Consider the following 14,905-nt stretch of genomic DNA (forward strand, 5'->3'; position numbering starts at 1 on the left):
TTTATATTGGAAAAGTAATCTTTACTTTGAATCCTTTTTCGGATTTAGTGTCAAAAGTAATTGTTCCTTTGATAGCTAGAATACGGTTTTCCACATTGTGGAGTCCATTTTTTATATTTATTTTTTCAAAATTGGCTCCAATACCATTATCAGTGTAATCAAAATAGATAATATTTTTATTTATTTTAAAGGAGAGAACTACTAAGCTGCTTTTACTATGTTTTTTCATGTTAACTAAGAGTTCCTGTATTACACGATAAACCGTTATTTTTTTAGTGTTTTCTATAGATGACCAGTTGATGGATTCTAATTCATTTATTAAAATAGTTGTTGTGTATGAGTTATAACCTGACATCATCTCTTTTAAATTAGGTATGAAATGAATTCCAGTTTCTATAGTACTATTTTCTTTAGAAATATTTCGAGTTCTAGAATATATAGTATCTAAGTTGTTGAGTAAGGTTTCTTTGTTGTTTGGCAAAACAAGGTCTTGCGTTTCGGCAAATGCCATTGTTTGAAATACATCATTGGCTAGTTCGTCATGTAATTTTTTTGATATTCTAGTTTCGGTATTGTATGTTGCCTCAATTTGTATGCGTTTATTTCTATTTCGAAAGTAAGTTACGATAAAGAATATCCCTATTAATAAAAGGCTAATTCCAAAATAAGAAAGGTATTTTTGATTTTTTTCTCTTTCAAGGTGTAAATCAGATTCAGCTTTTTGTGCAATAAGACTAAGATTTTCAGCTCTATTTTTATCAGTATCAAATTTAATTTTCACAAATTGATTTTTTGCATTATTACGAACTTTAATAATACTATCATTTAAAGCTATAAAGTCAACTGCTAATTGGTTTGATTTTTCATCAAAATTTGTGGTAATTAAAAAAGAAAGCGATTTTAGTCTAGAATCGATATTGTGAATCTTTCTCGAAGTATGATACGCATTTAGAGCATATTCATTTGCTATTTGTGGTTGGTTTTTTTGATAATATTCTGCAAGATGTAAATTGCTTCCTATTATTCCATAAAAATCATTGTTCTTTTTTCTAATGGATAAAGCTTCTAACATCATAGGCAACCCTTTTTGAATTTGATTTTCTTTAAAATAGGAAAAGCCTAAATTGTCTACTATTTTAGCTTTTCTAATTTCATTGCTTTTAAGAATTTTTAATTGTAATAAAGGTTCTAGTAATTGTATGGATTTAGTATATTTCTTTTGATCTATATAAATGTTGGCTTTATTATTAATCAATATAATTTGAGCTATAGTATCTGTCGTGCTCGTTTTAGCTTTATCATAATAATATATTGCATCTTCATAATTGGAGAGTTCTTTTGAAGAGATACCAAGTAAGTTATAGGTTGCAGATTCATATAATGACCCTTTTTGTATAAATGGTAATGCTTCAATTAGGTTTTTTTCGCTTCCCATATAGTCACTTAAAACTTGCTGCATTGTTGCCATCTGAATCAAATTAAAAGCAATTTTCGAACTGTCTTTTTCTAATTCGTAATTAATTTTGGATCGGTTGTAGTAATAGTAAGCACTATCAAAAACCTGTTTTGAATTAAAATCTTCAGCTTTGTCTAATAGCGCTCTTGCAAAAATGCTATTACTTTTTTTTGTTTTTTCTGTTTTAGGATTTTTTTTGTTTTTTGAAATATTATCACAAGAATAGATAAAAAAGAGAAGTAGTAAAATAAAAATCGGGGAACGCAACATAATTGAAAGTTTCCCCGAAATTAGTAATTAATACTTAATTATTTTTATTATTTATTAAGGTTTAATTGGAATTACATCATCACCTGGACCATCGGCAAATATTTTTTGTTCAGAGGCATTAAGTGTTTTAACACTATCTTTCGCTCTTAAATCGTCTTTTTCTATGGCATCCGTTGTGCATGATATTGTTATCATACTCATAAATGTTAACACGGCTATAAGGACTGTTTTTTTCATAACTTTTAATTAAAATTTGACATAGGAATGGCTGTATGATATTTAAAATCATATTTTGTATTTGACCAATCATGTCATTTGGATTGATTGTTTAGCTCTTGTGGGAAGTGAAGTGTAGCGTAACAGTATAATCTTATTTATACTTCCCGAATAAACGAGCGATACTGTTTAGCGACACTTTTAAAAACTAGTTTTGTACATTTGTTTTAATTGCAGGTTAAAACAAGAACTAATTCTGAAGCAAAGAAATGCTGTCTTTGGTGGTCTGTTGGCAAAGAATTCCGATGATTCCAATAATTCCGAAGGTTTCTATCGCCTTCTGTTTAATTCCGATAAATGCTTATGAAGAAAATTACTTTTGAAGAATATAAAAGTGCTATTAAAGCACATTACAAAGTATCAAAATTGGAGGACGTTTCGGGAATTTTATTAAATCCTACACCTGCTCAATTGCGAAACTTGTGTTTAATGAAATTTGAAAATGGCTTGACTAGTGCTGATGAAAATATATTTAGTTTATTCTTCCATGTAAAAGAAGGACAAGACTTAAGAAAAGCAATAGATAAGTTTGATATTGGAAAATTCAAACCTATAATTTCATTTTTGAAAGCCGAAAAAGATTCGGATAATTCATCTAGGATTGAATTAGCAGCCATACTAGTTGATTTTTGCCCAAGGCCTTATAATAAGTATTTAAACTTGCAAAGTAGTAGTGAGGTAATTAAGCAAGGGGGTGCAACATTAGTTGAAAAGAAAAAGCTAGTTGCAGCTGGTTTTGGAATTGGTAAGGGATTAAGTAAGGAGAGTGGAGTAGTAGTGAATGGAAGCGTAAGAAAGAAAGTTACTATTTTTGTTGCAGTATTCTTATCGTTGTTTTTTATGGGGTATACTATAAAAGGAGTTTTTTTTCCAAATAAGGAGTGTATGCAGTGGATTGAAAATCATTATGAACCAGTGAGGTGTTCTGATGATAAATTAGGAATTGTTCATTCGGAAATAATTGTTCCCATTGATGGCAAAGTGATAGGTTTAGTGAAGTTAAATTCAAGTGGGGAGCATGAATTTTTTAAGAATGAAAAAGTGCTGATTTGGTATTATAAAAGAAATGAAGTTATTGAACTTTTTAATGGTCCTGGATTCCATCCAGAGACGGGAAAGTCTTTAAAACCGATTACAAATTATATTATTAAAAAATACAGTTTAAAATAAACTAAAAGTTGTAGGAATATTTATTTAGACTTTTTATGAAAAATACAAGGAGCGGGTGGCTTGCAGTTCATTTTATAAAAAAAAACCTTCTTGGTTTATTCATAAAATAAAATGGATAAATATTAAGTCATAATCCGTATTATACTGGAAATTTTATATTAACCGTAAAGCCTCTGCTTGATTTAGAATTGTAATCTATAGTTCCCTCTATGTCTTCAATACGTTTTTCAATATTTTCAAGACCATTTTTCTTATTGATCTTTTGATCTTTAACTCCAATTCCATTATCAGAGTAGTTAAGATCAATCGTATTGTTGTTTAACTTGAAAGAAATGACAACCAAATTGCAATTACTGTGCTTTTTCATGTTAACTAATAGCTCTTGTAGTACTCGATAGACTGTTATTTTTTTTGTGTTTTCAATTGATATCCAATTGATGCTGTCCAAACCACTTAGTAATACATTGGCAATATCAGTGTTGAAATCAGTAATCATTTCTTTTAGAGTTGGTATAAAATTTATTCCAGTGTCGATATAACTGTTTTCTTTCGAAATATTGCGCGTTCTTAAATAGATTGTATCTAGGTTATGGAGTAATATTTCTTTGTTGTTTTCTGTTGATAGATCTTGTGTTTCAGCAAATGTTATCATTTGGTATAAATCATTAGCAAGTTCATCATGTAGTTTTTTTGCAATTTTGATTTCGGTTGTGTAAGCTGCTTGGATTTTTTCTCTTCTGTTTTTCGATTTTAAATAAAAATAGATTAATCCAGTTAAAATTAATATCATTAAAATTACAAAATAGAGTGCCTGAGTTTTACTCTTCTGCACCTGTAATTTTAAAATATCATTAACTTTTTGTTCTTTGAGTTTTAGGTTTTCGTCTTTTTCTTTCTTTGAATCGTATTTTATTTTTGCAAAATTATTCTTTGCAAGCTCACGTATAGTGGTTATACTGTCATTGATTTTTAAATAAAGTATCGAATATTTTTTTAAATCATTACCTGTGCTATTCTGTATAAGTAGTTTTAAGGATTCTAAACGTGAATCTACATTTTTTAATTTTGTTGATTTTTCATATGCTTTCAGAGCAAATTTACAAGATAGGGTTACATTTTTTGTTTTGTAATATTCAGCAATATGATAGAAACTACCAAGAAGTCCCCAATTGTTTTTATTATTTGCTCGTATTTCTAACCCTTGTTTCAAATAGAATAAAGCTTGGTTGTTTTTAGTTTTATCATATACATGGCCTAAATTATTTTTTACATTAGCATGTATTTCAGGATTATCAATAATATTTTTTTTCAAAAGTAACGCTTGATAAAGTTCAATAGCTTTTTCGTAATCTCCTTTCTCAGTATAGGCTATACCTATATTATTTAAAATTCCAAATTTTGTTGTCTCATCAGTTTTACTGTTGATTGCTTTTTTAAAATAATAGATTGCATTATCGTTCTCTTTAGTTATTAAGTAGTTATTGCCAAGTCCTATGAAAACATTCGTTTCTCCACATGGGAATTTACCTTTATTTCCTATATAAGGTAGCGCTTCAATACTGGTGCTTTCACTTCCAGTATAATCACCTTGATTTCTTTGTATTTGAGCCAGCCAGCTTAAAGAATGTATAATCCTTGAAGTATCTTGTTTTATTTCGGCAGTATTTTTAGCTTTATTGTAATAGTAATAAGAGCTATCAAATTGTTGATTTTCGTAGAAATTGTGAGCAACTGATAAGAGCTTATCTATTTCGGTTAAGTCCTTCTTGTTGGTTATTATATTTTGATTTTTTTTCTCACATGAGGATTGCAATAGTATAAAAACAATTAGCAGTAAATTATAAAGATGAAATTGTAGCTTTTTTAGTACCATATTGCGAAATTACTAATTTATATTTAATTATAACACTAACTAATCGGTCAATCCGACTATTGTTATCTAGTCAATTTAAGACCCTTTTAAACACAAAAAACCCCAATCTTTCGATTGAGGTTTCTATATAAGTAAGTAGTCTTAAATTGAGTTGATAAAACGTTTATTTTACTTTATTAAGTATTGCTTTGAAAGCTTCTGGGTGGTTCATAGCCAAATCTGCAAGAACTTTACGGTTCAATTCGATATTGTTCTTTTTCACTTTACCCATGAATTGAGAATAAGACATTCCTTCCAATCTAGCTCCAGCGTTAATACGTTGAATCCATAATGCACGGAAATTTCTTTTATTCACTTTTCTGTCACGGTAAGCGTAGCACATTGCTTTCTCTACCGCATTCTTAGCAACTGTCCAAACGTTTTTACGTCTACCAAAGAAACCTTTGGCTTGCTTCATTATTTTTTTTCTTCTTGCTCTTTTAGCAACTGAATTTACCGATCTTGGCATAATTTTTATGTGTTTTTGTAGCAGGCGGCTTGAATTGAATCAAAAGCACTTAATGGCCATACTCCAAGGTTATTTTAAATTGTTTTAACCTAAAGAATTTCTTTAGTCTAATGTTTTAAAAGTCAAACGTAAAAAGCCAGTAGACTTTAAAACTTTAAGACTTTCTAACTTTCGACTTATTAGATGATTCTTAATTGTTGTTTGATGCTTTTCATATCTGTTTTGTGAACTAACGCTGAATGTGTCAAAGCTAATTTACGTTTTTTAGATTTTTTAGTCAAGATGTGACTTTTAAAAGCATGCTTTCTTTTAATCTTTCCAGAACCAGTAACTTTAAAACGTTTCTTGGCGCTAGATTTGGTTTTCATTTTAGGCATTTTTTCCTAGTGTTTTAATTTATTCTTACTTACTTATCTTCTAGTCTTAAAGACGAAAGTCTTAAAGTCATAAAGTAAAGACTTTAGACATTAGAACTTTCGACTTTCGACTTATTTATTTTTTCTTCTTTGGAGCAATGAACATAATCATTCTCTTTCCTTCTAGAACTGGCATAGCTTCTACTTTACCATATTCTTCTAAATCTGTTGCTAATCTTAATAATAAGATTTGACCTTGATCTTTATAGATAATTGAACGTCCTTTAAAGAATACAAAAGCTTTTAACTTAGCGCCCTCTTTTAAGAATTTTTCAGCATTCTTTCTCTTAAACTCATAATCGTGCTCATCTGTTTGAGGACCAAAACGAATTTCTTTTACAGTTACCTGTGTAGATTTTGCTTTTAAGATTTTATCACGTTTCTTTTGCTCGTAAACAAATTTCTTGTAATCCATAATCTTACATACTGGCGGCTCAGCATTTGGTGAAATTTCAACTAAATCTAGTTCAAATTGATCCGCTAAACGTAAAGCTTCAGAAAGTTTAAAAACTCCTGGCTCTATATTTTCACCTACAAGACGTACTTCTTGTATACCACGAATGTTGTTGTTGATTCTGTGGGCATCCTTTTTTTCTACGCGAGGTTGGTAACCTCTGTTGCTTCTTATTGCTATGACTTTATAATTTAAGTTAAACTGTAAATACTTTTAATGTTTTTTTAATCTCTTCATCTACAATAGCAGCAAATTCTTCTATTGTAATGGTAATATTCCCTTTTCCTTCCTGTCCATGACGACGGATGGATATAGTTCCGTTTTTCTCTTCTTCCTCACCTACAATCAACATGAATGGGATCTTCTGCATTTCAGCATCTCTAATTTTCTTCCCAATCGTCTCGTTTCGGTTGTCAATGAGGGCGCGAATTTCGTGATTTTCTAGCAAATCTAAAACTTTTTTGGCATATATTTCATATTTCTCACTCAAAGACAATATAATAGCCTGTTCAGGCATTAGCCAGAGTGGGAAATTTCCTGCAGTATGTTCTAGTAAGATGGCTATAAAGCGCTCCATAGATCCAAACGGTGCTCTATGAATCATTACGGGTCTATGTAATTCATTGTCAGATCCTTTGTATGTCAAGTCAAAACGTTCAGGAAGGTTATAATCTACCTGAATAGTTCCTAATTGCCATTGTCTGCCAAGAGCATCCTTCACCATGAAATCCAGCTTTGGACCATAGAAAGCAGCTTCGCCATATTCTACTACAGTGGTCAAGCCTTTATCTGCTGCAGCATTGATAATTGCATTTTCTGCTTTCTCCCAGTTTTCATCAGTTCCTATGTATTTTTCTCTATTCTCTTTGTCTCTTAAAGATATCTGGGCAGTAAAGTTTTCGAATCCTAATGAACCAAATACATAAAGTACTAAGTCAATTACTTTTTTAAACTCTTCGTCAAGCTGTTCTGGAGTACAAAAAATATGCGCATCATCCTGAGTAAAACCACGCACACGGGTTAAACCATGCAACTCTCCACTTTGCTCATATCTGTAAACAGTACCAAATTCAGCATAACGCTTTGGTAAATCTTTGTAGGACCATGGTCTCACATTGTAGATCTCACAGTGATGAGGGCAGTTCATTGGTTTCAATAAAAACTCTTCTCCTTCATGAGGTGTGCTTATCGGCTGAAAACTATCAGCACCATATTTAGCATAGTGTCCAGAAGTAACATACAATTCTTTCTGTCCAATATGCGGTGTAACCACTTGTTCGTAACCTGCTTTCTTTTGTGCTTTCTTCAAGAATTGCTCTAAACGCTCTCTCAATGCAGCTCCTTTAGGTAGCCATAACGGTAAACCTTGTCCTACTTTTGCTGAGAAAGCAAATAATTCTAATTCCTTACCTAATTTTCTATGGTCACGTCTTTTTGCTTCTTCAAGTAATAATAGGTACTCTGTTAAATCTTTTTGTTTTGGGAATGATGTTCCGTAAACACGAGTTAACTGTTTGTTCTTTTCATCACCACGCCAGTATGCACCAGCAACGCTCATGATTTTCATTGCCTTGATTATTCCAGTATTTGGAATATGTCCACCACGGCATAAGTCTGTAAAGGTATCATGATCACAAAACGTAATTGTTCCGTCCTCAAGATTTGTAATCATTTCTGTTTTGTAAACATTGTCTTTGTATAATTCCAAAGCTTCTGCTTTAGTTACAGGACGCAATTTAAATTCATGTTTTCCTCTTGAAATTTCAAGAACACGGTCTTCAATTTTCTTAAAATCTGCTTCTGTGATTTTTTGCTCTTCAAAATCTACATCATAATAAAACCCATTAGCAATTGCAGGTCCAAGAGTTAATTTAATACCAGGGTACATTTCCTCAAGAACTTGTGCCATCACGTGCGAAGTCGAATGCCAAAAAGCTTTCTTTCCGCCTTCGTCATTCCATGTATATAATATAAGGCTACCGTCCGTCGTCAAAGGAGTTGTGGTTTCAATAGTTGTACCATTAAAAGAAGCCGAAATAACATTTCTAGCAAATCCTTCGCTAATGCTTTTAGCAACATCCATAGGAGTTACGTCTAGCGCATACTCTCTAACTGACCCATCGGGCAAAGTAATCTTAATCATTGTTTATTAATTTAAGAATGCAAATATAAACATTACAAAAATACATACAATATATATATAAGGTTTGTTCCATATAATATAGGTGTAATACTAAAAAGGGGGTTTTTGTACTGTTAATCCCTTATGCATATAAAGTAAGGGAGGGTTTTTAGGAGCTATTTCCTGCTATTCGCTACAATCTACCTCGCCGTACAACTGCTCAGTAGGATTTCCACTTCTATCAGGGCTAGGGCAAGGTGCTCTCTATAAATTTTCGATTTCAAAAACTGTTTTTGTTACCTATATATAAGGATAGGCTGTCTACTAGATATTGTAGCTCAAGGTGCAGCGTTATACCTCTAGTTGATAAAGGCCTTTTAATTATATAAAGTGCTAATGTAGTACTTGTTTCTCATCATATAAGTCATATAAGGTATTTACGAAAAGCTTATGTGTTTATAAACCGCAAAGCGTAAAACCAAAAAGCGCCACAATAAACATCCGTAGAGTCTCCTTTTCCTTCGGAGAGGGCCAGGTAGAGGATAATTTCTTCCAGCTTCTATGATCTTCTATTACTTATATGGTTCAAATCTAACAATCCGAATCAAAACCCACGATCAACAAGGATTAAAACAAAACTTATATGACTTATATGTTAGGGAAAAAAGCACGGCAACCGTGCAAACATTACAATCCCTAAAAGATTTGTCCAACAATTTTAAAAAACCGCAAACCAACCCCATGTTCAAGTTCTACATTTCCAATGTGTTAAAAATAAATCGCAAATAAAGCAAAGAAAAGCGGTTAAAAAGTATTGAATAACGGTTTAAAGAGTCTACTTTTGCACCCGCAACAACGCAGACGTTCTTTCAAATACTGGCAAGCAAACGAAACAAGGCAGAAAATTTATTTTCAAAAAAAGTTTCAAAAAAGCTTGTGAGATTTAAAAGTGATAGTTACTTTTGCACCCCGCTAAATGCGCAACGTTCCTTGATAAGTTGATAAGAGAAGAGAAGAAAAAGAAAGATTTATTTTTCTAAAAAACTTCAAATTTTTCTTGCCAGATAAAAAGAGAAGTTGTACTTTTGCACCCGCTTCGAGAAACACGTTAAGTGTTGCTACGAGTGGAAAACAAGATAAGACACGTTCCTAGACATATTGAATTGACAGCCGTTTTTGAGAGAGATTTCAAAGACAAAAGAATAAGAGTAATAGAATCGAGAGATTTGAAAAAACCACTAGACCTTCAGTCAAAAATAAATAGAGAATCATTTATGGTTCTCGCATAATATACGATGAAGAGTTTGATCCTGGCTCAGGATGAACGCTAGCGGCAGGCTTAACACATGCAAGTCGAGGGGTATAGTTCTTCGGAATTAGAGACCGGCGCACGGGTGCGTAACGCGTATGCAATCTACCTTTCACAAAGGGATAGCCCAGAGAAATTTGGATTAATACCTCATAGTATAATTGAATGGCATCATTTAATTATTAAAGATTTATCGGTGAAAGATGAGCATGCGTCCCATTAGCTAGTTGGTATGGTAACGGCATACCAAGGCTACGATGGGTAGGGGTCCTGAGAGGGAGATCCCCCACACTGGTACTGAGACACGGACCAGACTCCTACGGGAGGCAGCAGTGAGGAATATTGGACAATGGGCGCAAGCCTGATCCAGCCATGCCGCGTGCAGGATGACGGTCCTATGGATTGTAAACTGCTTTTATACGAGAAGAAACACTCCTTCGTGAAGGAGCTTGACGGTATCGTAAGAATAAGGATCGGCTAACTCCGTGCCAGCAGCCGCGGTAATACGGAGGATCCAAGCGTTATCCGGAATCATTGGGTTTAAAGGGTCCGTAGGCGGTTTAGTAAGTCAGTGGTGAAAGCCCATCGCTCAACGGTGGAACGGCCATTGATACTGCTAGACTTGAATTATTAGGAAGTAACTAGAATATGTAGTGTAGCGGTGAAATGCTTAGAGATTACATGGAATACCAATTGCGAAGGCAGGTTACTACTAATATATTGACGCTGATGGACGAAAGCGTGGGTAGCGAACAGGATTAGATACCCTGGTAGTCCACGCCGTAAACGATGGATACTAGCTGTTGGGAGCAATCTCAGTGGCTAAGCGAAAGTGATAAGTATCCCACCTGGGGAGTACGAACGCAAGTTTGAAACTCAAAGGAATTGACGGGGGCCCGCACAAGCGGTGGAGCATGTGGTTTAATTCGATGATACGCGAGGAACCTTACCAAGGCTTAAATGTAGATTGACCGGTTTGGAAACAGACTTTTCGCAAGACAATTTACAAGGTGCTGCATGGTTGTCGTCAGCTCGTGCCGTGAGGTGTCAGGTTAAGTCCTATAACGAGCGCAACCCCTGTTGTTAGTTGCCAGCGAGTCATGTCGGGAACTCTAACGAGACTGCCAGTGCAAACTGTGAGGAAGGTGGGGATGACGTCAAATCATCACGGCCCTTACGCCTTGGGCTACACACGTGCTACAATGGCCGGTACAGAGAGCAGCCACTGGGCGACCAGGAGCGAATCTACAAAACCGGTCACAGTTCGGATCGGAGTCTGCAACTCGACTCCGTGAAGCTGGAATCGCTAGTAATCGGATATCAGCCATGATCCGGTGAATACGTTCCCGGGCCTTGTACACACCGCCCGTCAAGCCATGGAAGCTGGGGGTGCCTGAAGTCGGTGACCGCAAGGAGCTGCCTAGGGTAAAACTGGTAACTAGGGCTAAGTCGTAACAAGGTAGCCGTACCGGAAGGTGCGGCTGGAACACCTCCTTTCTAGAGCCTTAGTGTTAGCTTATTTATAAGCACGGTAGGGAAAGAGACGAAAAGAGAAAGTGGAAACAAAGATTAAGAATTTATTACTCTTGCTGTTAGTTCAAATAATACCATTTAAGAATAAGAGTGTCTCGTAGCTCAGCTGGTTAGAGTACTACACTGATAATGTAGGGGTCGACAGTTCGAGTCTGTCCGAGACAACTATTAAACTTAAATAGATTCTGAAATAAATTCAGAATAAAAGGAAATTTTAGAAGTATGAGTATGAATTATACATTAATTCAAAATTCACCATTCATAATTTAAAATTTGAAACGGGGGATTAGCTCAGCTGGCTAGAGCGCCTGCCTTGCACGCAGGAGGTCAACGGTTCGACTCCGTTATTCTCCACAAATCAAAAGTTGATACGTTGATTTGTTAAATCGGTTAAACGATTAAACGAAAAAACGATTAAACTAGCGATAAAAGTTCATTGACATATTGAGATAAGAAAAATATAAAAAGTAGAAAGCGTTTTTTACTATTTATAGTAGAAAACAAACAAAAACGGTCCTAATTAATTTTAGGATTGGTACAATAAGCAAAATAAGGGCGTATGGGGGATGCCTTGGCTCTCAGAGGCGATGAAAGGCGTGATAAGCTGCGAAAAGCTACGGGGACGGGCACACACCGATTGATCCGTAGATACCTGAATGGGGCAACCCACTAGATTGAAGATCTAGTACACCGATAGGTGGGCAAACCCGCTGAACTGAAACATCTAAGTAGGCGGAGGAGAAGAAAACAAAAGTGATTCCGTAAGTAGTGGCGAGCGAACGCGGATTAGCCCAAACCAATGTTGTTACGGCAATGTTGGGGTTGTAGGACCACGATATTTAATGTAAAACGAACTAGAATCTACTGGAAAGTAGAACCAAAGAGGGTGATAGTCCTGTATAGGTAAGTGATATAATTGATAGTGGTATCCTGAGTAGGGCGGGACACGAGAAATCCTGTCTGAATTTGGCGGGACCATCCGCTAAGGCTAAATACTCCTGAGAGACCGATAGTGAACCAGTACCGTGAGGGAAAGGTGAAAAGAACCGTGAATAACGGAGTGAAATAGATCCTGAAACCATACGCTTACAAGCGGTCGGAGCCCTTTCGTGGGGTGACGGCGTGCCTTTTGCATAATGAGCCTACGAGTTAACGTTGCTGGCAAGGATAAGTGGTTAAGCCACGGATCCGTAGCGAAAGCGAGTCTGAATAGGGCGCTTTAGTCAGTAGTGTTAGACGCGAAACCGTGTGATCTACCCATGGACAGGTTGAAGCTGTGGTAACACATAGTGGAGGACCGAACCCGTTGACGTTGAAAAGTCTTGGGATGATCTGTGGGTAGGGGTGAAAGGCCAATCAAACTCGGAAATAGCTCGTACTCCCCGAAATGCATTTAGGTGCAGCGTTAGTTATAAAGTTATATAGAGGTAGAGCTACTGATTGGATGCGGGGGCTTCACCGCCTACCAATTCCTGACAAACTCCGAATGCTATATAATGTTCACTAACAGTGAGGGCTTGGGTGCTAAGGTCCAAGTCCGAGAGGGAAAGAACCCAGACCATCAGCTAAGGTCCCCAAATATATACTAAGTTGAAAGAACGAGGTTTGTCTGCATAGACAGCTAGGATGTTGGCTTGGAAGCAGCCATTCATTTAAAGAGTGCGTAACAGCTCACTAGTCGAGCGGACGAGCATGGATAATAATCGGGCATAAGTATATTACCGAAGCTATGGATTTACAATTTATTGTAAGTGGTAGGGGAGCATTCTCACAGGGTAGAAGGTGTATCGTAAGGTATGCTGGACCGGTGAGAAAAGAAAATGTAGGCATAAGTAACGATAATGCGGGCGAGAAACCCGCACACCGAAAGACTAAGGTTTCCACAGCTATGCTAATCAGCTGTGGGTTAGTCGGGACCTAAGGCGAACCCGAAAGGGACAGTCGATGGACAACGGGTTAATATTCCCGTACTACTGTTAACTGTGATGGGGTGACGGAGTGATGAAAGTGCCGCGAACTGACGGAATAGTTCGTTGAAGTACCTACCTATAAGACCCGCAGGCAAATCCACGGGTTTTGGGGAAATACGATAGTACTCGGCGTCTTCGGACAAAGAGATAGTGCACCTAAGGGCTTCCAAGAAAAACCTCTAAACTTCAGGTTAATAGTACCCGTACCGCAAACCGACACAGGTAGTCGAGATGAGAATTCTAAGGTGCTCGAGAGATTCATGGCTAAGGAATTAGGCAAAATAGACCCGTAACTTCGGGAGAAGGGTCGCCAGCAGCAATGCTGGCCGCAGTGAAGAGGTCCAGGCGACTGTTTATCAAAAACACAGGGCTCTGCAAAATCGTAAGATGAAGTATAGGGCCTGACACCTGCCCGGTGCTGGAAGGTTAAGTGGAGATGTTATGGGTAACCAGAAGCATTGAAATGAAGCCCCAGTAAACGGCGGCCGTAACTATAACGGTCCTAAGGTAGCGAAATTCCTTGTCGGGTAAGTTCCGACCTGCACGAATGGTGTAACGATCTGGACACTGTCTCAGCCATGAGCTCGGTGAAATTGTAGTAACGGTGAAGATGCCGTTTACCCGCAGTGGGACGAAAAGACCCTGTGCACCTTTACTATAGCTTAGTATTGACCTTGGATAAATGATGTGTAGGATAGGTTGGAGACTGTGAAGTGGCGTCGCTAGGCGTTGTGGAGTCATTGTTGAAATACAACCCTTTGTTTATCTGAGGCCTAACCCCGTTTTGCGGGGGACATTGCTTGGTGGGTAGTTTGACTGGGGTGGTCGCCTCCAAAAGAGTAACGGAGGCTTCTAAAGGTTCCCTCAGTACGCTTGGTAACCGTGCGTAGAGTGCAATGGCATAAGGGAGCTTGACTGAGAGACATACAGGTCGATCAGGTACGAAAGTAGAGCATAGTGATCCGGTGGTTCCGCATGGAAGGGCCATCGCTCAAAGGATAAAAGGTACGCCGGGGATAACAGGCTGATCTCCCCCAAGAGCTCATATCGACGGGGGGGTTTGGCACCTCGATGTCGGCTCGTCACATCCTGGGGCTGGAGAAGGTCCCAAGGGTTGGGCTGTTCGCCCATTAAAGTGGCACGCGAGCTGGGTTCAGAACGTCGTGAGACAGTTCGGTCTCTATCTACTGTGGGCGCAAGAAATTTGAGTGGATCTGATTCTAGTACGAGAGGACCGAATTGGACAAACCTCTAGTGTATCTGTTGTCACGCCAGTGGCATGGCAGAGTAGCTACGTTTGGAAGGGATAAGCGCTGAAAGCATATAAGCGCGAAACCCACCACAAGATGAGATTTCTTTTAAGGATCGTGGGAGATGACCACGTTGATAGGCTATAGATGTAAAGGCAGTAATGTCATAGTCGAGTAGTACTAATAATCCGTAAGCTTATGTACACCTTTCCAGCCTCGCAAGAGGCTGGGGAAACTTTCTAATTCCTAGATTCGTTCAGGAACTAATATTTTTTTCTTTATCTCAGTATGTTAAGAT

Annotated in this window: 9 protein-coding genes, 2 tRNA genes and 2 rRNA genes; 6 read left to right on the top strand and 7 right to left on the bottom strand. The window is 36.8% G+C overall.

Annotated elements, in window-relative coordinates; genetic code table 11:
• Position 1: 1 nt before the first annotated feature.
• Positions 2–1,726: a hypothetical protein gene (locus AB3G33_RS08390; protein ID WP_367768196.1), complete on the bottom strand. Its 1,725-nt coding sequence runs from the start codon at positions 1,724–1,726 to the stop codon at positions 2–4.
• Positions 1,727–1,780: 54 nt separating this feature from the next.
• A complete protein-coding gene (locus tag AB3G33_RS08395) occupies positions 1,781–1,921 on the bottom strand; it encodes a hypothetical protein (protein ID WP_367768199.1) in 141 nt (46 codons plus the stop codon).
• Between the two features lie 384 nt (positions 1,922–2,305).
• On the opposite strand from AB3G33_RS08395, the gene AB3G33_RS08400 reads away from it, so the two are divergent.
• On the top strand, positions 2,306–3,172 hold the full coding sequence (locus AB3G33_RS08400; protein ID WP_367768202.1) for a hypothetical protein: 867 nt from the start codon (positions 2,306–2,308) through the stop codon (positions 3,170–3,172).
• A gap of 139 nt (positions 3,173–3,311) precedes the next feature.
• Here the strand turns inward: AB3G33_RS08400 and AB3G33_RS08405 are convergent, their stop codons facing one another.
• From AB3G33_RS08405 to thrS, 5 genes are all read right to left on the bottom strand, one after another.
• Entirely contained in the window at positions 3,312–5,045 is a 1,734-nt protein-coding gene (locus AB3G33_RS08405) for an ATP-binding protein (RefSeq protein WP_367768205.1), read from the bottom strand.
• Positions 5,046–5,208: 163 nt separating this feature from the next.
• On the bottom strand, positions 5,209–5,553 hold the full coding sequence (gene rplT, locus AB3G33_RS08410) for a 50S ribosomal protein L20 (protein ID WP_026708677.1): 345 nt from the start codon (positions 5,551–5,553) through the stop codon (positions 5,209–5,211).
• 179 nt (positions 5,554–5,732) lie between these two features.
• On the bottom strand, positions 5,733–5,930 hold the full coding sequence (rpmI, locus tag AB3G33_RS08415; protein WP_022827375.1) for a 50S ribosomal protein L35: 198 nt from the start codon (positions 5,928–5,930) through the stop codon (positions 5,733–5,735).
• Positions 5,931–6,045: 115 nt separating this feature from the next.
• Positions 6,046–6,543, bottom strand: a complete 498-nt coding sequence (gene infC / locus AB3G33_RS08420) for a translation initiation factor IF-3 (RefSeq protein ID WP_218058910.1) — start codon at positions 6,541–6,543, stop codon at positions 6,046–6,048.
• Between the two features lie 76 nt (positions 6,544–6,619).
• Positions 6,620–8,566, bottom strand: coding sequence for a threonine--tRNA ligase (gene thrS, locus AB3G33_RS08425; protein ID WP_367768208.1), 1,947 nt, complete (start codon positions 8,564–8,566; stop codon positions 6,620–6,622).
• A 1,103-nt stretch (positions 8,567–9,669) separates the two neighbouring features.
• Between thrS and AB3G33_RS08430 the strand changes: the two genes are divergently transcribed.
• From AB3G33_RS08430 to AB3G33_RS08450, 5 genes are all read left to right on the top strand, one after another.
• A complete protein-coding gene (locus AB3G33_RS08430) occupies positions 9,670–9,834 on the top strand; it encodes a hypothetical protein (RefSeq protein WP_367768211.1) in 165 nt (54 codons plus the stop codon).
• Positions 9,835–9,837: 3 nt separating this feature from the next.
• Positions 9,838–11,351: ribosomal RNA gene (locus AB3G33_RS08435) — 16S ribosomal RNA — on the top strand.
• A gap of 127 nt (positions 11,352–11,478) precedes the next feature.
• A tRNA-Ile gene (locus AB3G33_RS08440) sits at positions 11,479–11,552 on the top strand.
• 115 nt (positions 11,553–11,667) lie between these two features.
• Positions 11,668–11,741, top strand: a tRNA-Ala gene (locus tag AB3G33_RS08445).
• Between the two features lie 184 nt (positions 11,742–11,925).
• A 23S ribosomal RNA gene (locus AB3G33_RS08450) occupies positions 11,926–14,811 on the top strand.
• The 16S and 23S rRNA genes sit together here with 2 tRNA genes alongside, the layout of an rRNA operon.
• Positions 14,812–14,905 lie beyond the last annotated feature (94 nt).

Source organism: Flavobacterium sp. WC2421, assembly GCF_040822115.1.
Taxonomy (GTDB): Bacteria; Bacteroidota; Bacteroidia; order Flavobacteriales; family Flavobacteriaceae; genus Flavobacterium.

Bases quoted from the DNA above. Each gene is read 5' to 3' on its own strand.
- AB3G33_RS08390 (WP_367768196.1), bottom strand. From the start codon at position 1,726: ATGTTGCGTTCCCCGATTTTTATTTTACTACTTCTCTTTTTTATCTAT.
- AB3G33_RS08395 (WP_367768199.1), bottom strand. From the start codon at position 1,921: ATGATAACAATATCATGCACAACGGATGCCATAGAAAAAGACGATTTA.
- AB3G33_RS08400 (WP_367768202.1), top strand. From the start codon at position 2,306: ATGAAGAAAATTACTTTTGAAGAATATAAAAGTGCTATTAAAGCACAT.
- AB3G33_RS08405 (WP_367768205.1), bottom strand. From the start codon at position 5,045: ATGGTACTAAAAAAGCTACAATTTCATCTTTATAATTTACTGCTAATT.
- rplT (WP_026708677.1), bottom strand. From the start codon at position 5,553: ATGCCAAGATCGGTAAATTCAGTTGCTAAAAGAGCAAGAAGAAAAAAA.
- rpmI (WP_022827375.1), bottom strand. From the start codon at position 5,930: ATGCCTAAAATGAAAACCAAATCTAGCGCCAAGAAACGTTTTAAAGTT.
- thrS (WP_367768208.1), bottom strand. From the start codon at position 8,566: ATGATTAAGATTACTTTGCCCGATGGGTCAGTTAGAGAGTATGCGCTA.